This is a genomic window from Streptomyces fodineus, from assembly GCF_001735805.1.
Lineage (GTDB): Bacteria > Actinomycetota > Actinomycetes > Streptomycetales > Streptomycetaceae > Streptomyces > Streptomyces fodineus.
This window is the reverse complement of the sequence record NZ_CP017248.1, coordinates 1,834,710-1,856,222: the sequence shown is the minus strand read 5'-3', so window position 1 is coordinate 1,856,222 and position 21,513 is coordinate 1,834,710. Positions and strand designations below refer to the sequence as shown.

20 protein-coding genes and 1 pseudogene are annotated in these 21,513 nt (G+C 70.2%); 9 read left to right on the top strand and 12 right to left on the bottom strand.

Translation table 11 applies throughout. The features are described 5' to 3' along the window. Positions 1-44 precede the first annotated feature (44 nt). Positions 45-1,544, bottom strand: a complete 1,500-nt coding sequence (locus BFF78_RS47985; RefSeq protein ID WP_227025745.1) for an SdiA-regulated/phytase-like domain-containing protein — start codon at positions 1,542-1,544, stop codon at positions 45-47. Between the two features lie 124 nt (positions 1,545-1,668). Between BFF78_RS47985 and BFF78_RS46030 the strand changes: the two genes are divergently transcribed. The 6 genes and pseudogenes from BFF78_RS46030 to BFF78_RS47980 all read left to right on the top strand — a co-directional run. Further along, complete coding sequence (locus tag BFF78_RS46030; RefSeq protein WP_159032956.1) at positions 1,669-1,866, top strand: hypothetical protein; 198 nt, start codon at positions 1,669-1,671, stop codon at positions 1,864-1,866. A gap of 326 nt (positions 1,867-2,192) precedes the next feature. Further along, positions 2,193-2,594 (top strand): Tat pathway signal sequence domain protein, encoded by a 402-nt coding sequence (locus BFF78_RS07435; protein WP_069777556.1) that lies wholly within the window; start codon positions 2,193-2,195, stop codon positions 2,592-2,594. Next, positions 2,591-3,208: a class F sortase gene (locus BFF78_RS07430; RefSeq protein WP_069777555.1), complete on the top strand. Its 618-nt coding sequence runs from the start codon at positions 2,591-2,593 to the stop codon at positions 3,206-3,208. The genes BFF78_RS07435 and BFF78_RS07430 overlap by 4 nt, the downstream gene beginning before the upstream one ends. A 120-nt stretch (positions 3,209-3,328) precedes the next feature. Next, a complete protein-coding gene (locus BFF78_RS07425; protein WP_069777554.1) occupies positions 3,329-3,820 on the top strand; it encodes an RNA polymerase sigma factor in 492 nt (163 codons plus the stop codon). Further along, positions 3,804-4,325: a hypothetical protein gene (locus BFF78_RS46025; protein WP_079161186.1), complete on the top strand. Its 522-nt coding sequence runs from the start codon at positions 3,804-3,806 to the stop codon at positions 4,323-4,325. Before BFF78_RS07425 ends, BFF78_RS46025 begins: the two co-directional genes overlap by 17 nt. Positions 4,326-4,493: 168 nt before the next feature. Beyond that, positions 4,494-4,637 (top strand): annotated as a pseudogene (locus tag BFF78_RS47980) (DUF817 family protein); the annotation flags it as partial. A gap of 109 nt (positions 4,638-4,746) precedes the next feature. On the opposite strand, the gene BFF78_RS07420 reads toward BFF78_RS47980, so the two are convergent. From BFF78_RS07420 to BFF78_RS07410, 3 genes are all read right to left on the bottom strand, one after another. Continuing rightward, a complete protein-coding gene (locus BFF78_RS07420) occupies positions 4,747-5,376 on the bottom strand; it encodes a pyridoxamine 5'-phosphate oxidase family protein (protein WP_069777553.1) in 630 nt (209 codons plus the stop codon). A gap of 193 nt (positions 5,377-5,569) precedes the next feature. Beyond that, a complete protein-coding gene (locus tag BFF78_RS42800) occupies positions 5,570-6,421 on the bottom strand; it encodes an SCO2400 family protein (RefSeq protein WP_079161185.1) in 852 nt (283 codons plus the stop codon). A 385-nt stretch (positions 6,422-6,806) separates the two neighbouring features. Further along, positions 6,807-7,196 (bottom strand): hypothetical protein, encoded by a 390-nt coding sequence (locus tag BFF78_RS07410; RefSeq protein WP_227025744.1) that lies wholly within the window; start codon positions 7,194-7,196, stop codon positions 6,807-6,809. 596 nt (positions 7,197-7,792) lie between these two features. On the opposite strand from BFF78_RS07410, the gene BFF78_RS07405 reads away from it, so the two are divergent. Next, a complete protein-coding gene (locus tag BFF78_RS07405) occupies positions 7,793-9,037 on the top strand; it encodes a serine/threonine-protein kinase (protein ID WP_069777550.1) in 1,245 nt (414 codons plus the stop codon). A gap of 261 nt (positions 9,038-9,298) precedes the next feature. Here BFF78_RS07405 and BFF78_RS07400 read toward each other — a convergent pair whose 3' ends face one another. The 3 genes from BFF78_RS07400 to BFF78_RS07390 all read right to left on the bottom strand — a co-directional run bounded on the left by BFF78_RS07400 (position 9,299) and on the right by BFF78_RS07390 (position 13,204). Beyond that, positions 9,299-10,081, bottom strand: a complete 783-nt coding sequence (locus BFF78_RS07400; protein WP_069777549.1) for an alpha/beta hydrolase family protein — start codon at positions 10,079-10,081, stop codon at positions 9,299-9,301. A 141-nt stretch (positions 10,082-10,222) separates the two neighbouring features. Further along, complete coding sequence (locus tag BFF78_RS07395; RefSeq protein WP_069777548.1) at positions 10,223-11,767, bottom strand: FMN-binding glutamate synthase family protein; 1,545 nt, start codon at positions 11,765-11,767, stop codon at positions 10,223-10,225. A gap of 570 nt (positions 11,768-12,337) precedes the next feature. Continuing rightward, complete coding sequence (locus tag BFF78_RS07390; RefSeq protein WP_069777547.1) at positions 12,338-13,204, bottom strand: polysaccharide deacetylase family protein; 867 nt, start codon at positions 13,202-13,204, stop codon at positions 12,338-12,340. A 304-nt stretch (positions 13,205-13,508) separates the two neighbouring features. On the opposite strand from BFF78_RS07390, the gene BFF78_RS46020 reads away from it, so the two are divergent. Beyond that, positions 13,509-13,682: a hypothetical protein gene (locus BFF78_RS46020; protein WP_159032955.1), complete on the top strand. Its 174-nt coding sequence runs from the start codon at positions 13,509-13,511 to the stop codon at positions 13,680-13,682. A 164-nt stretch (positions 13,683-13,846) separates the two neighbouring features. On the opposite strand, the gene BFF78_RS07385 is transcribed toward BFF78_RS46020, so the two are convergent. The 3 genes from BFF78_RS07385 to BFF78_RS07375 all read right to left on the bottom strand — a co-directional run bounded on the left by BFF78_RS07385 (position 13,847) and on the right by BFF78_RS07375 (position 17,127). Then, entirely contained in the window at positions 13,847-14,848 is a 1,002-nt protein-coding gene (locus tag BFF78_RS07385; protein WP_079161184.1) for an amidohydrolase family protein, read from the bottom strand. A 359-nt stretch (positions 14,849-15,207) separates the two neighbouring features. Further along, positions 15,208-16,110, bottom strand: a complete 903-nt coding sequence (locus BFF78_RS07380) for an RNA repair domain-containing protein (RefSeq protein ID WP_069777546.1) — start codon at positions 16,108-16,110, stop codon at positions 15,208-15,210. A gap of 129 nt (positions 16,111-16,239) precedes the next feature. Continuing rightward, positions 16,240-17,127 (bottom strand): squalene/phytoene synthase family protein, encoded by an 888-nt coding sequence (locus tag BFF78_RS07375; RefSeq protein WP_069777545.1) that lies wholly within the window; start codon positions 17,125-17,127, stop codon positions 16,240-16,242. A 733-nt stretch (positions 17,128-17,860) separates the two neighbouring features. Here BFF78_RS07375 and BFF78_RS47975 point away from each other — a divergent pair. Then, the gene (locus tag BFF78_RS47975; RefSeq protein WP_227025743.1) at positions 17,861-18,916 is read left to right on the top strand and encodes a pyridoxamine 5'-phosphate oxidase family protein; all 1,056 of its coding nucleotides are present in this window, start codon (positions 17,861-17,863) and stop codon (positions 18,914-18,916) included. Between the two features lie 88 nt (positions 18,917-19,004). On the opposite strand, the gene BFF78_RS07365 is transcribed toward BFF78_RS47975, so the two are convergent. Both BFF78_RS07365 and BFF78_RS07360 read right to left on the bottom strand, forming a co-directional pair. After that, the gene (locus BFF78_RS07365; RefSeq protein ID WP_069777544.1) at positions 19,005-20,204 is read right to left on the bottom strand and encodes a cytochrome P450 family protein; all 1,200 of its coding nucleotides are present in this window, start codon (positions 20,202-20,204) and stop codon (positions 19,005-19,007) included. Positions 20,205-20,430: 226 nt separating this feature from the next. After that, the gene (locus tag BFF78_RS07360) at positions 20,431-21,408 is read right to left on the bottom strand and encodes a hypothetical protein (protein ID WP_069777543.1); all 978 of its coding nucleotides are present in this window, start codon (positions 21,406-21,408) and stop codon (positions 20,431-20,433) included. Between the last annotated feature and the right edge of the window lie 105 nt (positions 21,409-21,513).

Here is a 21,513-nt window from a genome sequence, read left to right as displayed (position 1 = left end):
GGGAGGCGGCCCCGTGCCTGAGCCGTCTTGCGTGGTCGGCAGGATCAGCAGGGGAAGGTGCCGCTGTAGAGGGCGTGTCCGTAGGAGGAGCTTCCCGAGCCGAAGCCGTAGATGCCGTCGTCGCTCCAGACCGCCTCGCGGGAGCCGTTGACGCACGTCGACGTCGGCGCGATCGCGAAGCCCTCCAGGTTGTCGGTCGGCATGACGGTCGGGTTCGTGTAGGTCACGTCCGGAACGATCGCGCCGCCGGCGTTGACCTTCATGAAGGTGTGCGTCTCGCCGCAGGTGTTGTCGCAGGTCGCGATGATGCGCTGGGTTCCGGCGTCGAACGTCACGTCCATCACGGAGACCTTGCCGGTCGCGATCGTGCCGAACGTGGTGAACGTGGCGTCGGAGTTCAGGCCGTAGACGTGCAGCGTGCCGTCCCACTCCAGGCCGCCGAAGAACAGGCCCGACCCGTGCAGCGGGTAGTTCGCAGGCTTGTAGGCGGCGCCGGTGAGGGGGTCGACCCAGCCGTTCGAGGTCAGCCAGCTGTCCGGTATGTAGCCGACGCCCTCGAAGCCCAGGTTGGCGTCGTCCTTGCTGCCGGTGTCGAGCTGCGGGAACTGCGCGGTCATGTCCCACTGGTGGATCGGCGTCAGCGGCGATCCGGTCGCGGCCGGGTCGAACTCCATGATGGTGTCTTTCGGGACCGTGTTGTTGGCGTTGTCACGCTCGGAGGTCACGTAGATGTGGCCGTTGGCGCCGACCGTCAGGCCCTCGGAGTCCGGCTGGCCGGTGCCGCCGGCGAAGCGGATCTGCTTGCCGGTCGCGCTCCATGACGCGTCCGGGATCCACTTGCCGTTGCTCTTGACCAGCCTGTACAGCCAGTTCTTGTTCTTGGCGGCCCACAGCACCGACGGGTTCGCCGGGTCGAACGCCAGGCCGCTCAGGTCCCGGCCTTCAGGGCCGGTGGACGTGGTGAACGCGCAGACGTCGTCGGCGATCGTGACGTCCAGCCCGCCCGGCCACGCCAGGGTGCCCGCCGGGGTGGAACCCGTACCGGAGGGCGCTTCGGAGGTGCAGCCGCTGGTGAGAGCGCCGCCGCCACCCAGCAGCCGACCTCCACCACCGCCGGTACCACCGCCACCGCCGCTGCCCGAGCAGGAGTTCGCGCTGCCGGGCGTCGCGGTCGTGGAGGTCTGGAACCAGCCGGTGCCGTTGGCGCAGCGCTCGTCCGACGGCTTGGCGCCATCGGTGGCCCAGGTCACCGAGTCGACGGTGTTGCCGTTGCTGTCGAGGAGGAATTCGTTGATCCGCACCCGGCTCGCCGCCGGTATCGACGACGGGCAGCCCGAGGCGTTCGAGGCGCCGAACGTGGACGCCGCGGTCGTGGTCACCCACGCCCCGGTGCCGTCGCCGCCGCAACGCGCCATCGCCGGCTTTGCCCCGTTGGCGGCCCACTCAACGCGGTCGACCACCGCGCCACCGGCCGTGTAGATCACCAGCTTGTCCGAATCGCCCAGCCCCTTGGGCGAGTTGAAGGTGACGAACTCTGGCGACACGATCTTGAAACGGCGTGTACTCCAGCTGAATACCACTTGTTGAACGGGCAGGCCGACCATCCTCGCATGACGGCTTCTCACCGCAACGCGGCTTGACGGTGTGACCGCCTGTTGCCGGGCATCGGTGCTCGCTTCAACGGAGGAAGTCGACGCGGTCGATGAGCCCTCCGCGTACGCGGTACGCGACCAGCACACGGACCGGGTCGTCGGCCAGGCCGTGGGCGATCTCCTGATCGACCACCCAGTCGCCCTCGGTGAGCCTGCCGATGATCTCGGCACGGCACCGGCCTTCGGCGAACTGGGCCGCGTACCTTTCTCGTAGCTCGCCCCGCCCCCGCAGGCAGTTCCCGTCCCGTAGAGCACCCTGCCGGGCGAGCGGGGCTCGTTGATCACGAGCCGATCATGGTGCAGAGGCACGTCGGCGAGGCGGTCCTCGGTCTCGGGGTAGATGCCCGGATCGGAGTGGCTCCCGCGCTGGGGCGAGCTGTGTGAAGCGCTCAGCGGGGACCGACCGTGCACTCTGCCCGCACCCCACGCGGCTTTGCCAGTCCTTTACAACCTGTGCTGATCCTGTCTCGTCTCTCCGCTCGATCCATCACGCAGCCCGCCCGGCCACCCGCCTGGCCGGCCGACGAAAGAGAGCGATTCATGCGCCGAACAGTCCTCAGCGCCACGGCAGCCGCGTGCGTCGCCGTGCTGGCGAGCACGGTGCCCGCGTTCGCCCACGGGGCGAGCGCGTCCCCGACCGCCCGGCCCTCCGCCACCTCCGAGCCGTCGGCTCGGCCCAGCGCGTCGGCCAGTGCGGAGCCGAGCGCGGTCCCCACCCGGGAGCCGAGTCGGGCGGCCACCCCCGCGTCGACCCCCGCCCCGAGCGAGAGGCGCGGCCAGGTCGGTGTTGTACCGAGTGGCGCCCCCAATACCGGCGTGACCACCGGCTCCAACGGCTCCGGCTCGGACGGCATGCTGGTCGGCGGCGGTGCCGCGGGCGCCCTCGCCGTGGGCGGCGCGGCAGTCTTCCTCGTGCGCCGCCGACGGGCGACCGGGGCATGACCCACCTCTCCAGGCGCGCGTTCGTCACCGCGGTGGTGCCGGCCGCACTGCTTGTGAGCTGCGCCGGCCACGGCAGCGACGGGGCGTCGGCCCCCCGCCCCGGCGGTACGCCTGCCCGGTCTTCCGCGGACACGGCGAACGCACCCGCTGCGCCGGGCCGTTCGGCACCGGCGCGGCTGCGGATCCCCGAGATCGGCGTCGATACGCCGGTCATGCGACTCGGGCTGGCGCAGGACGGCAGCGTGCAGGTGCCCCCGATCACCGCGCACGACCAGGCGGGCTGGTACCAGCACTCACCGGCGCCGGGCCAGTTGGGTCCGTCGGTGATCCTCGGCCACGTCACGGTCGGTGCCTACGGGGCCGGGGTCTTCCGCCACCTCGACCGGCTGCGCCGGGGCGACGGGATCACGGTGCGCCTGGAGAACGGCAGGTCGGCCGAGTTCACCGTCACCTCCGTACGGACCGTCGCCAAGGCCGACTTTCCGACGAAGGAGGTCTACGGCGACGTCGACCGGCCCGAGCTACGGCTCATCACGTGCGGTGGACCCCGTACCGGCGACGGCTATCTCGACAACGTGATCGTCTTCGCCGCGCTGAGCACCGCGAGCCACTGACCGGTCGCCGCCCGCTCCGGGTCCCGGGCCGATGGAACGTACGCCGTCGGTCCGGGGTCTTTCCCACGGGTGCCCCGTGTGCCCCGGGCGCGACGAGTGCCCCCACCCCGATGGAGAGCGTTGAAACGGTCCCGCGAGAAGGCGGCAGCAGAGCTGTTCGCCGCTCTCTACCCGCGCCTGGCCGGCTGGTGCCGCCGCCTGGTCGACGACGACGAGACCGCCCACGAGATCGCCTCGGAGGCGTTCACCCGCCTGTGGGCCCGCTGGACCTCCGTGTCGGAGCCCCGGGGCTTCCTCTACGTCACGGCCGCCAACATCGTCCGGGACCACTGGCGCAAGCTGGAGCGCGAGCGCAAGGCCGTACAGCGCGCCACCGCGGAGGCGTCCGTCCGCCCGCTCACCGAGCAGACCGACCCCTCGGTCCGCCTGCTGGTCCAGGCGCTCCCCGAACGACTGCGCATACCGACCCTTCTGCACTACTACGCTGACTTGCCGATCCGGGAGGTGGCCGTGCTGACCGGGCGCAAGGAAGGAACCGTCAAGGCCGACCTGCACGCGGCCCGCGAACTGCTCCGCGCCCACCTGAGGAGAAGCCTTGATCACATACAATGACGACGGCGAGGGCTTCGAACCCGACGACCCGCTCGCCGTCATAGTCCGGCCGCCCTCCGAGTACCTCGCTCCGCCCCCCGGCCGGTACGAGGAGATCCGCCGTGGCGCGGCCCGCCGCCGCATCCTGCGCGCTGCCATCACAGCCGGCGCGGCCTGCGCGGTCGCCACCCTCCTCGCCATACCACTGCTGCGCACCACCCACCAGGACCCCGCCTCTCCGACGGTCCCGCTCGCTCCGCCCCCCGCGAGCAGCCCCACGGCCCCACCGACCCCGGCCGAGTCGGCTCCCGAAGATGTCACCCCTCGCCCCACGGCGCGCCCCTCGACGGGTACGACGACCATTCCCACCGGCCCCCCGGTCACCACCGCCTCACCCTCCGCCGCCCCCTCGACAACCCCGATAGAACCACCGCCCTCGGGCATCACCCCACGCCCGCGCATGTCGGAACGGTCGAGGGACCCGGCGCGGTCCGCGACCCCCTCCGCGTCCGGTACCCGCCCATAGCCCCTGGGACGGGCCACCGCTGGGGACGACGGCCGCCAAGACGACGAGCCGCCGCCCGAGGCCCCGCCGGCACAACCGGCAGCCCGCCGAGCAGGCCCGCTGGCGGCAAACGGTGCGGCAGGCACCCGAACCCGAGCCGGCCGTGGGGCACGGAAGCGTAGATGAGCACTGGTAGTCAAAGGACTGCCACGGCTACCCGTGGCCCGCTACGACCTGCTCGTCGGCTATGGCGTGCTGCTCACGCTGCTGTTCTGGCGGCGGGGCTGGGAGAGCCGACGGGACGTCGCCGTCATCAGCGCCTGCCACGTCATAGCTCATCAGCGTCACGTTCGTGCTCGCGGCACTCGGCCGGTCGAGCACGCCCCGGGCGCGGGTGGACTCCGCTGGATGACGGCGTGGAAATCGCTTCTGCCACGGTCAGTTACTGGTACAGGCGCTCCAGGTACTGCGATCCGTAGTACGCCTCCAGCTCCTCCACGCTCTCCGAACGGCGATCGTGTGCCTTCGCGAGCACCGCGCGGGACGGCGCCGCTTCCGGGCGCCAGGTGTCCGGCTGCCAGACTCCGCCGCGCAGCAGCGCCCTCGGGCAGTGGTAGAAGACCTGGTCGATCTCGACCAGCAGGGCCAGCTGTGGACGATTCCCCTTCACCACCATGTCGTCGAAGAAGGGCCCATCGCGCAGGATGCGCGCGCGGCCGTTGATGCGCAGCGTGTCGGGGCGGCCGGGGATCAGGTAGAGCAGCCCCACGTGGGGATTGGCCAGGATGTTGCGGAACCCGTCGGCCCGGCGGTTCCCGGGACGTTCGGGGATCGCGATCGTCGTGTCGTCCAGCACGAGCGTGAACCCGGCCGGATCCCCCTTCGGTGACGCGTCACAGCTGCCGCCGGCGCCCGAGGTCGCCACCACGCACAGCGGCGACGCAGCCAGCCACTGGCGGTCGTGCTCGTGCAGGCTTGGCCGGACCTTGACCAGCGCGCCCGGTGTCGGCTCGCCGAGCAGTTCCCCCAGCTCGTCCGGTGACGTCACCTCGACCAGGTCTGTGAGCAGCACGGACCTCACCCCCCTGCAATTGGTACGTGAACACGTCGAGCGTAGACGACGGCTCGCTATCAGGGGCCGGTGCGAGGATCCCCGGAATCCGCACGACAGCACCCGAGTAGGGGCCGGGCTTGCTCACGGGCTGACGCACGGTTCGCGAACTCCGCTTCCTCGTCCCGCCGGGAACGGCCGGGTGCAGGCGTGGTCAGCCGAGGCACAACCCGAGCAGGCAGACCTCCGTCGGCGAAGTCGACGCCCGTGCTGGGCTGGTGGTCTGGGACGTGCCCGGCTTTGGGCCGTCGCCTGTCGCGGGCGTCGGCTGCTGTTGCGCCGTCGTACCGGAGCGGGGGGTCGTGCCGCCGGCGGCCGGGGCGGTGCTCCGCGGCTGCGGGGTCGCCGGCGCGGCCGGGCGGGCTGGAGCTACGGCGTCCGGCCGGGCGGTCGGTGACGTCGTGCGGGGCGTTGCCGCGAGGGACTGCTGCCGCGGTGCGTTGGTCGGCGGCGGCTGCGGCCGGGAAGGGGCGCGTGACGGCCGGTCGGAGTGGCGAGCGGTCGCCGGTGCGGCGGCCGGAGGGTTCTGCTGGGGCGTCTGCTCATGGACGGCGCCCGTCCTCGGGGCGTCCGGTGCCACGGCTGCCTGTGGCCGGTTGGTGGAGTGCCGGTCCGTCATCGTGATGCTCAGGCCGCCTCCGACGAGTGCGACAGCGCTCGCGACCGCCGCCCGGCGCTTGTTCTTCCTCCAGCGAGCCAGTCGGCGACGGCGTGCCGCACGCCCCGGCCGCGCGGGCGGCAGGTCCTCGGCGTCGGCGGCGACGCGCGGGACCACGTCCATGGCGGTGCTGGACTCCGCCTCGCCGTCCGCGTGGCTGTCGTGCCACGTGACGGAGGCCGCGGGGTCCCGGTGGCCCGTTGTCGCCGGTCCGGTGCTCGTCATCGCCGGGGCCGAGCCGCTGCGGCCGTCGGCGACGGGCGGGGCGATGTCCGGGGCGTAGGCGCCGCACCCGGGACACACCAGTGCGCCGTTGAGGTGCCGACGGCATGAGGAGCAGTAATCCATCTGCGGTTTTCCGGTCGTCTTCCTGCTTCGACGTGCCGCCGGCCCGACTGGGCCACGGACTTGGTCACTTGGATGAGGACGGGACACGCGGACGTACCCGCGCCGAGGCCCACCCCTACGGCGGCGACCCGCGCCACCCCGGCTGGCCGGCCGCAGCGGCTCGGGTGCTGTCGCCCCAACGACGAGCTTGCCGACCCGCATCCCGTCCGGTCAGCAACTCCGCTGCCTGGTGCTGCGTGTGTTCCGCGGCGAGTTGAGCTTCGGCGACGACGTCACCCCGCTCGCGAATCAGGTCCTCATAGATCGGCAAGCGATCGTTTCCAGTTGAGCTGTGTGTCATGGTCGGCCCACTTTCATGGTGATCGATAAAGAGGCCGGTCCACTGTCAGGCTCGGTTGAGCCGGGCAGCGATCCCGTGCCCGATCAGCAAATAGATGACGGCCGGGAGACCGTAATTGAGGACGACGCGTAGCCCCTCTGTGTCCATCGTGAAAATGTCCTGTGACCACCAGGACAGCCGGTCCGCCGTGCCCCGCACGAATTCGACGAACACATTCTCGCGGTTCGCGTCGAGCAGGAACAGCAGGATCCACAGGCCCAGCAGCCCCGCGGCAATGTCGGCGATCGTGCAGATGGCGATGGCCGTACGCCGTGTGGTGGCCTGACGGTGCACAGAGCGGTCCGGGGCCGGCGGCTCGTTGTATGCCTGGTATCCGGGAGCCGGGTCGATGTTTCTCACAGAGGTATCCGATCTGACGTAGTGCCGTGTCTGCATGCTCGCGCCAGGGCACCCAGATTCTGCCGGTCGGTACCCCGCTTCTCCCTACCTCTGCGTCCTGCATGCGCTGCAGCGTTACACCGGCATCTGGGATGTCTCAAATATGGCTGCCTATACGGGAACTTGCCTGGATGTGCACACGCCAGGGCAATTTTCCGGACCGAATCGAAGGCGTTATTCGGGTGCCACCGCAGTCCCCGGACGCCGGTGTTCGCGTAATTCGTGACCAGGTTATGAAGGAGGTCAAGGCGTTCCTTCACACAGTTGTCGGTCTCGCAACCGTTCCCGTCCCGCCGTGACACTCCTGACCTGCGGCGCGGTTGGGTGCCCCAGGGGTGTGACGGCCCGGCATCCCGGTGCGCTGTAGGAGTGGGCCCAGGGGACCCGAAGGCCTCGTGGCACCCGCGCCCCCCTATTCCGAGCGGGTGGTCGCGCAATGGGGGGCAGGCAGGTGAATCCCCCATCACCTGCCTGCCCCATGCGCAATCCCCCACGAAGGCTTCCGGTCCGAGAGGGAGTGTGCGTCGGCCTGGGCAACCGGGACCCGAACGCCCGCAAACCGAACCATCGGGCCCGGGGGAACTACGAGCAACGTGACGATCGGGGTGGGTGTGCAGGGTCTGCTGGCGGACCGCTATGAGTTGCAGGAGCTGCTGGGACGCGGCGCGATGGGCGAGGTCTGGCGAGCCTGCGACCAACTCCTCGGGCGGCCCGTGGCCGTCAAACTGCTGCATGCCGAGGAGGCAGCGGACGCCGAGCGATTCCGCCTGGAGGCGCAGATCGCCGCCCGGCTCAACCATCCCAACGTCGTGGGCATGTACGACTTCGGCTCGCACCATGACCAGCCCCACCTGGTCATGGAACTCGTCGACGGCTGGAACCTGGCCCAGGAACGCTCCCTGCGCGGCGCCCTGCCCCCGGCCGAGGCGGCAGCCATCACGGCACAGGCGGCCGCCGGCCTCGCCGCAGCACACCAACAGGGAGTGGTCCACCGGGACGTCAAACCCGCCAACGTCATGCTGACCACCGACCGCACGGTGAAGATCACCGACTTCGGCATCGCACGCTTCGCCGAGGAGGCCGCCAGCAGCCTGACCGCCACGGGCAAGATCATCGGCACTGCCGACTACCTGGCTCCGGAACGCGCGTTGGGCCGTCCCGCGCAGCCCGCGTCCGACGTCTACTCCCTCGGTTGTGTCCTGTACGAACTGCTCACCGGGCGGCCGCCGTTCAGCGGGGCCACGTCACTGGCCGTGGTCCAGCAGCACGTCAGTGCCACACCGGCACCGCCCGACCGGCTGCGCCCCGGCATACCGCAGCCGCTCTCCGACTACGTGCTGCACATGCTCGCGAAGGACCCGGCCCACCGGCCCACCGCCGAGCAGGCAGCCGCCTGGCTCGCCGCGCAGAACGGGACACCACGACCGGCCGAGCGCGACGGCACCACCCTCATGCCCACTCCGGCAATTCCGCCGCCTCCCGCCCTGCACGCCGGTCAATCCCGCGGCGGCACGCACTCCCGCCCCAGCGGTCGCCGCAAACTGGCCTCCAAAGCCGTTCTCGCCGGCGTCGGCTTCGCGCTGTTCGCCGGGGCTACGGCCCTCGGAGCCTCGTTGAATTCAGGTGCCACGGCGCCTGCGTCTCCGGCCTCTCCCTCACCCACTCGCATCGCATCGACACCCGCCGGTCGGACCCCGGCCACGGCGCCATCGCCTGCCCCTTTGTCCGCCAGGACGTCACCCGGGCCGGAGCACGGTGGCGACAAGGGCGGCAAGTGGTCAGGCAAGCACGCGGACGGGCCAGGAGGAAGAGGACGGCAACGGCACTCCGGCGACTGAGCGCTCATACTCGCGGGGTGCCGGCGCTGGCCGGGCGCGACACTTTCGGGAAGGGCGCACCCACGCCGGTCGCGACAGGCCCGGTGACGATGCCCGATCTGGCCGGGAAGAACGCCGAGAAGGCCGAGGATCAGCCGGAGAAGTGCGGTGTGCCCAAGACGCCTGCTCTGGCAGCGTGTTGCCCTCGTGCCGTGTTACGGACTCTGACCAGCCGCCGCCCTCACCCGCGAACCACGGGATGAGAAGCGTTCAGTAGCCACCTCACCTTTCTTTTCCGCCGGGCCGTGACCTGTGGATGTACTGGTCGGCCCAGGCGCTGATGATGTGAGCGGCTCGCTGCGCTTGTCCTCGTGCGGTCAGGAGATGGTCTGCTCCTTCGAGCGAGACGAAGCTTCGCGGGTGTCGTGCCTCGCTGAAGATCTCCCCGGCGTTGGCGATGTCGACGGTGTTGTCGGTAGGCGAATGCATGACGAGTAGCGGCAGGTGCAACTCGCGAATCCGCTCGCGTAGGCGAGCTTGGTGGACGTCGTCGACGAAGGCACGTTTGAGGACCAGGGTCCTGCCGCCGACGAACCAGTCGTGCGATCCCTCGCTGAGAACGCGTTCCATGACCGCGTCGTACTGTCTTTCGACGTGGCTGGGTTCGGCAGGCGCCCCGATGGTGGCGACCGCGCGGACGCCGGTTGCCTCGGCCGCTGCGGCGATGGCGGCGGCGCCTCCCCACGAGTGCCCCACCAGCAGGTCTGCTGGAGTTCCTCGCTCTGCCATCAAAGTCGCTGCCCGGACGGTGTCCTGGACCTTTATGGTGAAGGAACCGTCCCCCCAGTCGCCGTCGGAGTCTCCGATCCCGAGGTTGTCGTAGCGCAGCATCCCGATCCCCTCGCGTGCCAGTTGCTTGCTGACACGCGAGGCGGCCGGCGAGTTCTTGCCGAGTGTGAAACCGTGGACGAAGATTCCCCAGCCCCGGACCTCGCCTTCCGGCAGGTCGATCGTCCCGGCCAGTTCGGGGCCGACGACGCTCTTGAATCTCACTTCTTCGGTCATGTTGTCATCGCCTCGGCACGGACTGGTCGTGGGGTAAGGGCAGGTGGGTGGGTGAGGGCGAAACCGGCTGGTGCCACGCTCCTGCGCCGCTCACGGCAGCCTTGAGCGCGGTGCGGTGCGGTGCTTGTCGCTGTCGGCGCGTCAGACGGTCGGCTTGTGGACGGCGGTCGGTTTGGTGGTGAGCAGTGCCGTGATCTCGTCGGCGAGGTGCGGGCCGAGCTCGCCCCAGCCGTCCTTGTAGCCGTAGACGCCGGCCAGGGTACGGGCCTCGTAGTCGCCGTTCATGATCTCGATGTCGGTGGCTGTGATGAGTGCCGGGTGGGCGACGCCGACGGCCGCCGAAACCTTCATCAGCTCCTTGCGCAGGGTGCGCAGGTAGACAGCGGCCCGGGTGGCCTTCGAGGCGGGGTCGAGACCGCGGGCCAACCACGGGTTCTGGGTGGCTATGCCGGTGGGACACGTGTCGGTGTGGCACTTCTGCGACTGGATGCAGCCGATGGACAGCATCGCCTCACGGGCCACGTTGATCATGTCGGCGCCCAGGGCGAAGGCGACCGCGGCGTTCTCGGGCAGACCGAGCTTGCCGGAGCCGATGAAGGTCAGGTCGTCGGTCAGCCCCAGCTCGGCGAAGGTGCCGTAGACCCGGGAGAAGCCCATCCGGAACGGCAGCGACATCGAGTCGGCGAAGATCCGCGGCGCCGCCCCGGTGCCGCCCTCACCCCCGTCGATGGTCACGAAGTCGACACCACGGTCACCACGCGCCATCAGCGTGGCCAGCTCCTGCCAGAAGCCCATCTCTCCGACGGCGCTCTTGACCCCGACCGGCAGACCGGTCTCGGTGGCGAGCAACTCGACGAAGTCGAGCATCGAGTCGACGTCGCTGAACGCGGTGTGCCGCGACGGGGAGGCGCAGTCCTTGCCGACCGGTATGCCGCGGATCCCGGCGATCTCAGGGGTCACCTTCGCGCCCGGCAGCATTCCGCCCAGCCCCGGCTTGGCGCCCTGGGAGAGCTTGATCTCTATCGCCTTGACCGGGGCGCCGGCGACCACGTCCTTGAGCTTGTCGAGGTTGAAGCTGCCGTCCTCGTTGCGGCAGCCGAAGTACGCCGTACCGATCTGAAGGACGAGGTCGCCGCCGTTGCGGTGGTACGGCGAGAGGCCGCCCTCGCCGGTGTTGTGCATCGTGCCCGCCAGTGCGGCGCCCTTGTTGAGCGCCGTGACGGCCGCGCCGGAGAGCGATCCGAAGCTCATCGCCGAGATGTTCACCACGCTCGCCGGCCGGAACGCCTTGGCGCGCCCGCGCGGCCCGCCCAGGACCTTGGCCGAGGGCAGTGGGGCCTGCGGGTCGTGTGCGTCGGGCACGGGGCCGGCGAACGTGCGCTGCTTCAGGTAGGCGTGCCCCTGCACGTGCTCGACGTCGACTTCGGTTCCGAACCCGAAGTAGTTGTTCTCCTCCTTCGCCGACGCGTAGATCCAGGTGCGCTGGTCCCGACTGAACGGGCGCTCCTCCTCGTTGGACGTCACGATGTACTGCCGCAGCTCCGGCCCGATCGTCTCCAACAGGTACCGGGCGTGCCCGATCACCGGGAAGTTTCGGAGCAGTGCGTGCCTCTTCTGGATGAGGTCGCGGGCAGCCAGAAGCGCCACTGCTGTTGCGGCGGCCGCGCCGATCCTCCGGGCATGCATGAACGTTCCTCCTCGATGCACGACTCCATCGCCGTGCGGTGGAGTCGTTGTGTCGCGTGGGGCGTTGGGCGTTGGACGGCGGGCACGGACACATGGGCATCAGCGGCCGTCGAAGAATGCGAAACGATATTAGGAGGCCGCTCGGACAGGCCTGTAGTCAGGGGGCGGCTTCGCTGCCTACCGCGCGGCGGCCACCTCATCGTCACGCTCGTACCGGGCGTTCCGCCCGGCTGGGCCCTGCCGAACCAATATGCGGGAACCGTGTCGGCAGCCTTCCAGTGACGGATCGGTCCTACATCTGTGACTGCTTGAGTGCTATGTGCACTCACCCCTCGGACACTCGCAGTAACGACGTGGGACGAGGGCCTCGACTCGACGGCACGCCGACCGACGCCGCACCGGCCGCCCTCCCGCGGCCGCCGCGTTGTCGCGGTCGCGGAGAATGAACTGGGGCGACTCGACGCGTGCGCCGAGGTCGGCGGTCGGATCGCGGGCCTGCTGGGTCGCCCACGTCCACTCTCGACCAGCACTCGGCCGACCGGGAAACGGTGCAGCGACGCCGTTCAGGGCTCACCCGGCCGGTGGCTGGATGTAGTCCTCCAATCGCGCCACCGCGAACCCCTGCTCCTGGATTCGCTTGAGCAGGCTGGAGAACATCTGCGTCATCGTGGCGCCCTTGAGCTCTGAGGGCCCGCGGAAGTGGGCGAGGATGATGTCGCCTGGATGCAGCTTCTTGCCGGGAATCTGGTACTGAAGGTTGCGGATCTGCATGGACTCCCGCCACCAGACGATCGCTCGAGGGCCGCACTCCGCGACCGCCGTCTTGGTGTTGGTGTTGTAAGCGCCGTAGGGCGGGCGGAACAGCAGCGGCGCGGTGCCGTACTCCTTGGTGAGGATCTTCTGGTCGCCGCACACCTCTTCCTTCTGGCGGGCCAGCGGGAGAGTGCTCATCACGGGGTGGTGCAGGGTGTGGTTCTGGATGTGGTTGCCCAGCGCCTGCAGCTGCCGGAAGTAGCCGTAGTCCGACTTGATGACGTCGTTCATCAGGAACATCGTGATCGGGATCTTCAGGTCCCGCATCATCTCGATGAACCTGGGATCCTTCTCCTGTCCGTCATCGATGGTGATGAACACGACCTTCTGGGTGGTCGGTATGTGGGTGAAGACCGGAACCGGACCAGTGGCGGAGAGCTTCACCGGTTTGTCGGCCGGAGGCATCGGCGCAGCGGGCAGCGGCGTCAGGCCCCACTTGTGCCATGCCGTGGCGTCGGCGGCGCGCGTAGCGGTGGCGCCGCGTGTTGCAGCGGGCCGCGAGGCGATGGCGGCATGACCGGTCCCATTTTCGTTGCCCGCGCTGCAGCCGCCGATTGCCAGCGCCGCCACTACGGCGCCGGTCACCGCCGCGTAGAACGTGCGCCGTTTCTTGTGCTGCCTCATCGCCGCCGTTCCCCCATAGCTGAAGCATGTGGCCCTTGATCCGTTGAAAAGATAACCCGACCATGCGTAAGAAATGGTCATTGACCAGGTGTGATTCCGGTACGCCATGCCGGATTGCGCACCTTGGACGAATGGGCTTGGCAAGGGCGTGGGCGGCGGCGTCGGCCAAACGGGTGAGCCGGGTCCGCCAACAGGTCGACGTTGTGTTTCGACGAGGCGGCGTCGCGTCCGTGGGTGGCGACGAACCATGCGGTGTAGAGGTGCTCCGACCGCGTGTGGCCGGGTGTCAGCAGGAGTGGGCGGGATGACGTCCGTCGGCGGCGATCGGGCGGTCGGCGCGCGGGCCGGCGGCCGGCGCGGCGCCTGCTGGACCAAGAGGCCAGGATCCTCGCATCCGCTCGGCCGGATGCCGTACGTGGGCGCGTTCCGCTCCAAGGCGGTGAACACGGGCGACTACGCGCTCTCGGAGGCGCCGTAAGAGCTTCAAGGCGGGCCCGTTTCGCGTCACGGCCTCCAAGTCGGGGATCATCCCGGCCTCTGGCCACACCCGGCGCAGGCGCGCATGGGGCGACGCCGGGTGCAGGGCCTGAACGGCTCCGGGCCTTTCCGGTGGGCTTGGCCATCACCCCCGTAAAGTCCCTTTCACAGTCCGAACAGCGATGCCGCGTTGTCGTGGCATACGGCCCGTAGCCACTCCGGTCCGAGATCCAGGCGTTCCAGGGCGTGGAGCTGGTGGACGTAGGGGTAGGGGATGTTGGGGAAGTCGGAGCCGAGCAGGACGCGGTCGCCAAGCCCGGCGAGCCGGGGCAGTGCACGGCGGGGGAACGGCATGAGGTCCTCGGCGAAGTCGGTGAACGTCATCGTCGTGTCGAGCCGTACCTGGTCGTACCGTTCGGCGAGGCCCAAAAACTCCTCGTACTCGGGCATTCCCAGATGCGCGACGACCAGCCGCAGCCTCGGGTGCCGCGCCAGTACGCGCGCGATCGGTTCGGGACCGGTGTGTTTGCCGGGCGCGGGTCCGGAGCCGCAGTGGATCACCACGGGAATCCGCGCCTCGGCCAGCAACCCCCAGGCTTGCTGGAGAAGTTCGTCGGCCGGGTCGTAGGCCCCCACCTGTATATGCGCCTTGAACACGCGCGCGCCCGCTTCGACGGCCTCGCGGACGTACGTCTCGACACCCGGCTCGGGGTAGAGGGTCGCGGTGTGCAGACAGTCGGGGGTTCGGCGGGCGAAGTCGGCCGCCCATCCGTTCAGCCACCGGGCCATGCCGGGCTTGTGCGGGTAGAGCATCGCGGTGAAGGCCCGAACGCCGAACTCCCGCAGCACGGCCGTGCGTTCCGCCTCCCCGCACCGGTAGGAGATCGGCCACTCGACGCCCCCGATCAGTGGTCCGCTCGTGTCGAAGTAGTCCCAGACCTTGTGCAGGACACGCTCGGGCATGAAGTGCGTGTGGACGTCGACCAGCCCGGGCAGACCGAGCCGGCGCCAGAAAGAACGGACCTCATCGGCCTGTTCGCCGTGCGGGGTCACGTCCTCACTCGTGGTCCCAGGCACACCCGTGGCTGCGCTCGGCCTCGGTGATCCGGCGCTGTCGGGTTCGGTGGAGCCGGCAGCGGCGAGGGGTGCCTTGTGGTGATCGTCCATGCCGCCCACGATCGACCTCGGTGAGGGAGCGGGTCCACCCCTGGCCGCGGTGGGCGGGTGAGGGATGCGTCACCCGGGCCGCGGCGGTGAGGTGCCGTGTGCGGCCTCCGCCCCCGTGCCCTGAAGATCGGGGTCACGGTCCCAAGCGGACCACCCCGACTGGACCGGCAGGTGCACTGCCTTCTCGTCATCCCGGTAAGTCTCCGGGGTCTTCGGTCCGATCACCGTGCAGCCCCCCAAGTCCCCTTGCCGCATGCCTGACAGCGACTATGAGCACGGCGCGCGCGTCAGCGGCGGCTCAGACACTCGGCCCATGCGACCCGCACCCTGGCGGCGCATTGCCCCACCCGGCCATGGCCTCACCTGTCGGTGATCGGGGAGAGCCATGCCGTGTCCTCCGGGTCAGGGGCTTCGAGGGCGGGTGCGGGCAGGCGGCGGACCACGCCCGTGCGCAGGGCGACCGTGGCCCGTGGCCGCATCGGCCCGTGACCCCTGCGCGAGAGCAGGACGAGTTCCCAGACTGTCGCCGTCATGGCGTCGAGCCGGGTGGCGCAGTCGGCGCCGACCCGTCGCGGATCCCGGGTCCGGCCCAGGGACAGATGTGGGGTGAAGTCATTGGCGAGCCCATGACAGCGCGGGAACCGCTGTTGCAGTGCGCGGTGCAGGTCCGCCCACGGCGCGGTGCCGGCCGCCGCCGGGTCGAGCCACACGGTGAAGTACGCCCCCTGCTGGAAGGTGCGCACCCCGTCCAGCCGGGCGGTGAAGACCGGCGTCTCGGCCGTCGCCGATGCGAGCAGCGGGGCGGCCCGCTCGAAGTCGGACTCCGGCACGAAGCCGAAGAGGAGATCGACGTGCGGCGGCCAGCGGTGGATCTGCGGATCGTAATCCCGGCGGATGTCCTGGATCGGCGGCCACAGCTCCGCCGGCGGGATCCAGGCCACCGCCGTGCGGGCCGTCGGGGACAAGCCGAGGACGCCGACGGGTTCTCCCTTGCCGAAGCGCGGGTCCGCTTGTGGGCTGCGCACCCGGCCGGCCCCCGACGCGTCGATGCGGTCCACTCCCGTGGCCCGGTCCCAGACCACCTCGCCGTCCGCCTCGATGAAGATCACCCGGTGCCATGGGATGTCGCCCCCGGGCACGAAGGAAGGCAGCGCGATGCGTTTGACGGAACCCCCGCGCTGGCTGATCCCCAGCACGAACCGGGCCGGGTCGAACCGCGGGTCCCAGCGGACCCGGTGATAGATCTCATCGCTGGTTCGCATCACGCCTCCTCTCCCGCCGCCACACCTCCTCCTCCAGGGTGCCGCCCACCCTGTCCTCGTCGGCCGATCCTCACTTATTGCGACATACCGGACGCGTTCCGTGAGGGGGGCGCCGGCGCCCGATACCGGTCAGTGCCGGCGCGCGAGAAGGCGTAGCGTCCTGCCCAGCGGTGGGTTCGCGGAGCCGCGCAGTACCCCTGCGCCCCGTGCGAGCACGGCTTCCGCCGTGAGCAGTCCGATCTCCACCAGCGCACCTGCGAGCCTTCGGGCGTCGGCCGAGGTCACCGCCGGGAGCTCCCTTGCGGCCAGCAAAGCGGCGCGTGCGGTGGTGACCTGCTCGGCTATCAGCTCCTCCAGGGCCGAGCCGCCGGCACCGGCGGCCATGCCGTCCATGGTGACCCCGAACCGTTCCATCGTGTCGACCGGGATGCCCACGCGTCCTTCCCGTGCGTCCTCCGCGAGGTCGTTGACGAAGTCGAGCCGCTGACTGCCCTCGATGAAAGTTCGGCATACGGCCCGGTACCGCAGGTCGTCGCCTTCCGGCGTGAGCAGTCCCGCGACGAGCATGAAGGCGGGGTACGAGTAGGCGTCCACATATGCCTGGTAGTCGGCCTCGGTGGCGAAGCCCGCGAAATACAGTTCGGCCGTGGCGGTCTCCAGGTACGTCTCCACGATCTCGCGCAGCTGAGGATGGGCGGCCACGGTGTGCACGAGCGCACGGAGCAGCGGGTTGTCACTCGTCCCCGTCCGCAACGCCTCACGCACCTGCCGCTCCCAGGTCGCCCACGCCGTCTCGCGCTGCGGCAGGGGTCCGGTGTCCAGGAGGTTGTCCCCGTGGTGCATCACGGCGGTGGCCGCCACCACGTGCGGCAGCAACGGCCGCGGCAGCAGCAGCCTGGCCGCCAGGTACGCGGTGCGCCGGAAGCGTCGCACCAGTTGCCGCTGACGGTTGTAGTCCGCACGCAGCCCCGGCTCTCGGACGCCAGCCGCGTCCAGGCTCTTCGTCCACCCTCGCATGGGCCGATCGTAGGGCGTGGACACGTCACCCCGGCACCGTCCGAAGACCGCCTCGGACAGGTTGCCGCGACGCCCGTTGGCGACCAAGGGGGCGTTGCCGAAAGCCGCGGCGGCCGAGGCCGGGGACCGCGAGCAGGCCTCTTCGGCCTCCGGTACGGCGATTACGGTGATTCGTGACCAAGCGTCTGGAATTGTGATCTTCCAGGCTGCGGACAGTGCCGCATGAATCGGGGGTTTGCGGATGCGCAGGGCAGGGGCCCCTTGTGCATCCATCCCCGCCGGGTATGGTCTGAGACCGGCTCGGCCAGGCGGTCGTGCGCTGTTGAACGGTGAGGATGTGTCAGCCCGGGGCGGAACTCGGCTCGTGTGGCTCGGACTTCCGGCTGTCTGCCCGCGGAGGTGGCATGGAGCGACAGGCTGCTCACCGGGTGAACCAGGGGTCTCGACCCCCACACCGGCCGATGGCGGCGGCCACGGCGGAGTCGTGGCGTTCGGCGGTCTGCGACGGCTTGGCGAACCGGACGGGCGGTGAGCTGCCCGATGCAATGGAACGGTTCGGCCTGTGGCATGCCCGTGATGCTGTCCGTCCGGACCCCCGGCCGTGATCCACAGCGGGGCCGACACCCTTGCGCGGGTCGGTCTCCCTCCCGACGGTCACGGCACGACTCCGTCGTAGCACTGGTCGCGGCCACGCCGGCCACGGCACCAGCGTCTGAAGGAGACACAGAGGAACGTGGACGGTCACCTGAACCTGGACGAGTACCCCGGCCGGTACCGGAACGAGGATCCGGGCCGAACGCCTGCCCCGGCCCCTGCTCCGGGGCGGCACGCCAGGACGGAGCCAGGTCCCGAGGGGAGTGCTGGGGCGCGCCCGGGAGCGGACACGGGGCCGCCGCCGGACAAGCAGGCCGGGCAGGCCGAGCAGGACGGGCGGGTCAGGCAGGCCGGGCAGGGCGGGCAGGGCGGCGAAGGGGCGGTCGCGTCCGAAGCCGAAGGTGCCGGCCTGGTCCGTGACGGCGACGGTGCTCCGATCCAGCACCAGCGGGTCCACATACCGGACGCCCGCCGCGGTCGGCCCTCCTTGCGCCCCGACCGCCCGGGCAGTGACGGCGAACACCGGCTCCAGGAGCGCATGGGCACCACGGACCGCGCCGCGAAGTTCTACGACGAGCAGGTGCTCGACCGGCTCAACCCGCGGATGCGGGAGTTCGTGGCGCGCCAGGAGATGTTCTTCCTTGCCACCTCCGACCGCCACGGGGAGTGCGACAACACCTTCCGGGCCGGCCCTCCCGGCTTCGTCCAGGTCTTCGACGACAGGACGCTGGCCTACCCCGAGTACCGCGGCAACGGCGTCCTCGCCAGCCTCGGCAACCTCCAGGAGAATCCACACGTCGGCATTCTCATGATCGACTTCATGCAGGACCGGATCGGCCTCCACGTCAACGGCCGGGCCCGCGTCCTGTCCGACGAAGAGATGCGCCGCGAACGCCCGGACCTGCCGGTCGACCCCGCGCCCGGCCGCCGGGCCCGGGTGTGGGTGGAGGTCACGGTGGAGGAGGCGTACATCCACTGCGCCAAGCACATCCCGCATCTTCAGAGGGTGCCGGCACGTGGGGACCGCGCGTGGGGCACGGACGACTCCAAGCGCAAGGGCGGTGACTTCTTCGGCGCGGCGGCCGAGGCAGCCGACCGCGCTGCGGACGAGCACCCGCACCGCGAGGCCGGCGACCCCCCGTCAAGGGCATCGGCGCCGCGTCACGCCGCCCGGCCGGCCGGAAGAGCCTGGTGACCGGAGTCCCCGGTGCGCGATCACGACCGTGTCGTCGAATCCCCTCGGACGCGGAGTTGCCCCACGGCGCCCCGTTTCTCAGGCGAGGTCAGGGCTTCCACCGCACCGGCAGCTGACGCGGGCCCCGGATGAGCATGCCGGGGCGCCAGGCCAGGGCGGCCGGGTGGGCGTCGAGCGCGAGGTCGGGGCAGCGCTCCAGCAGGGCGTGGATCGCGATGCGCGCCTCCAGGCGGGCGAGCGGCGCGCCGAGGCAGTAGTGGATGCCGTGACCGAAGGCGACATGACCGCCCGCCGGCCGCCGGATGTCGAAGCGGCCGGGGTCGGGGAAGCGCGCCGGGTCATGGTTGGCGTCGGCCAGGGCCACGAGGACCAGCTCACCACCGCCGGGGATGACCGTGGTACCGATCTCCACCGGCTCGGTGGTGAACCTGAACGTCGGCGTCTCCACCGGCCCGTCGTAGCGCAGCATTTCCTCCACCGCGTTGTCGATGAGCGTCATGTCCTTGCGCAGTGCGGCGAGTTGGTCCGGATGGGTCAGCAGGGCCAAGACGCCGTTGGAGATCAGGTTGACCGTGGTCTCGTGTCCCGCGACCAGCAGCAGCCAGGCGGTACCGCGCAGTTCGTCCACGGACAGCCGGTCGCCGTCCTCGTCGGTGGTGCGGATCAGAGCGCTCATCAGGTCCTGGCCCGGGGCCTGGCGCTTGCGCTCCAGCAGGTCGACGAGATAGGCGGCCGCCTCATTTGTCGCCGCCAGCCGCGCCCCCGGATCGGGGTCGGTGAGGATCGTGCCGGTCCAGGCGCGGAACGCGGCCCGGTCGAGCATCGGCACACCGAGCAGTTCGCAGATCACCGAGATCGGAAGCGGGAACGAGAGTGCCTCGACGAGATCGGCCCGCCCTTGCGGAAGCGCCACCATCGCGTCGAGCAACTCGTCGGTGATCTGCCGTACCCGCGGCGAGAGCTGTTCGATCCGGCGCGGCGTGAACTCGCGGACGACCAGCTTGCGCAGCCGCTCGTGGTCCGGAGGATCGGAGTTGAGCATATGGGGACCCGCAGACGGACTGGGGATCGGAAAGGAAGGCGAGGCGTTCTCCCACTGCTTCGACAACCGCGGATCCACGAGCGCGGCCCGGCCGGCCTCGTACCCGACTACGAGCCAGGCCTCCGTACCCTCCGAAATCCGCACTTTGTGGACGGGGCCGCGTTCCCGCAGCGCCGCGTAAACCGGATATGGATCGCGGACGAAGTCCTCGCCCATAGCGACCAGATCGACCACCTCGGCTGCCATCGCCTGCCCCCGTCTGCCGGTCCGTTCGACGCTAGCAGCGGGCGGTGCTTCGGCGAAGGACGCATTCAGCCGAACCGGGCCCGGGAAAGCTCCTTTCGCACATCATTGCCCTTCGGGGAGACGAATTCATTCCCGCCTTTGGGGAATTGTCAGGCGCGAATCTGTCGGGTCACTCCCCGAGGGGCCACAATGTGCCGCCCACCCGGATCCATGCCAGTGAGCTCCCTCACCCTTCCGGGTGCGGCGGTGAGGACGGCAGCGGAGCGTGCGACCAGCGCACGGGGTTGCCGTCGGGGCCGTCGGTGAGCCAGGAGCCGTCGCCCAGGGGCACCAGTTCGTACGGGTTGGTCACCTCGACGGCGATCTCGCCGCTGAGCGCGCTCGTGCGCACGTCGATCAGGTGGTGGCGGAACCACTCCTCCTCGTCCTGGCCCTCACCGCCCAGGGTGACAACGGCCAGGTCCGGTGTCAGGTAGCCGCCGCTCCATTCCACGAAGGTCTCCTCCGGGTCGAGCCCGAAGGCCTCGACGGGCAGAGTGAAGAGCACGTCCCCACTGGGGTGGCGGTGGAAGGCGACATCCGCCTGCCCGTGGTCGACGGTCATGAACTGCTGCCCGTCCGGCGCCAGGTCGATCAGGCAGCGGTCCCACCACGGGTACGTCACGAACTCCGCCTCGCCGCTGGCCCCGGCCGTACCCCGGAGAATGACGGAGCCGTCCTGGCCCTCACCGATGTCGAGGTAGATGCTGCCGTCCACGGGGTGCACGTGGTGGCCGGCGCCGTGCCCGACTGTCTCCAGCTCCCGGCGGACGAGGACCGCCCCGCTGTCGGCGTCGTACACGACCCACTGGTCTCCGCCTCCGCGTCCCGCCATCGCGTCCGGCCGGTAGACCCACACGGTCCGGCCGTCCGAGGACAGCGCACAGCCAGGCCGGTGGCCATGAGGCCGGTCGGAGTGCGGCTCGAAGTTCGATGACCACACCAGGTCACCGGCGCGCGTGAGGCAGACGACGCCGTTCAGCGTCGTATACACAACTCGCTCCAGATCGGGCCGGACCGCCGATTCCACGACCTCGTCCCCAGGCCGCGGCTGGAACACCGCGACGGGCTCCAGCACCCCGAAGACGCCGGAGTCCGTCACGTAGGCGTAGATCCGCCCGTCGCGGTGGCGTGTGATCACCTTTGGATGTCGCACCGAAATCATCCGCCGACGCTAACGCCCGGTCCAAGCGGACGGAGAGCCGGGATCGGTGGGCGCGATGCCCACCCCGGCGCCCGCGTCCAACGGAAGGGGCCGATCGGGAGCGGA

Coding starts and splice junctions, on each gene's coding strand:
- BFF78_RS07360 (WP_069777543.1), bottom strand. CDS start 21,408: ATGATTTCGGTGCGACATCCAAAGGTGATCACACGCCACCGCGACGGG.
- BFF78_RS07400 (WP_069777549.1), bottom strand. CDS start 10,081: ATGACCGAAGAAGTGAGATTCAAGAGCGTCGTCGGCCCCGAACTGGCC.
- BFF78_RS07380 (WP_069777546.1), bottom strand. CDS start 16,110: ATGCGAACCAGCGATGAGATCTATCACCGGGTCCGCTGGGACCCGCGG.
- BFF78_RS07435 (WP_069777556.1), top strand. CDS start 2,193: ATGCGCCGAACAGTCCTCAGCGCCACGGCAGCCGCGTGCGTCGCCGTG.
- BFF78_RS07390 (WP_069777547.1), bottom strand. CDS start 13,204: ATGAGGCAGCACAAGAAACGGCGCACGTTCTACGCGGCGGTGACCGGC.
- BFF78_RS07410 (WP_227025744.1), bottom strand. CDS start 7,196: ATGCAGACACGGCACTACGTCAGATCGGATACCTCTGTGAGAAACATC.
- BFF78_RS07365 (WP_069777544.1), bottom strand. CDS start 20,204: ATGGCAGCCGAGGTGGTCGATCTGGTCGCTATGGGCGAGGACTTCGTC.
- BFF78_RS07385 (WP_079161184.1), bottom strand. CDS start 14,848: ATGGACGATCACCACAAGGCACCCCTCGCCGCTGCCGGCTCCACCGAA.
- BFF78_RS07430 (WP_069777555.1), top strand. CDS start 2,591: ATGACCCACCTCTCCAGGCGCGCGTTCGTCACCGCGGTGGTGCCGGCC.
- BFF78_RS07395 (WP_069777548.1), bottom strand. CDS start 11,767: ATGCATGCCCGGAGGATCGGCGCGGCCGCCGCAACAGCAGTGGCGCTT.
- BFF78_RS42800 (WP_079161185.1), bottom strand. CDS start 6,421: ATGGATTACTGCTCCTCATGCCGTCGGCACCTCAACGGCGCACTGGTG.
- BFF78_RS07375 (WP_069777545.1), bottom strand. CDS start 17,127: ATGCGAGGGTGGACGAAGAGCCTGGACGCGGCTGGCGTCCGAGAGCCG.
- BFF78_RS46020 (WP_159032955.1), top strand. CDS start 13,509: ATGACGTCCGTCGGCGGCGATCGGGCGGTCGGCGCGCGGGCCGGCGGC.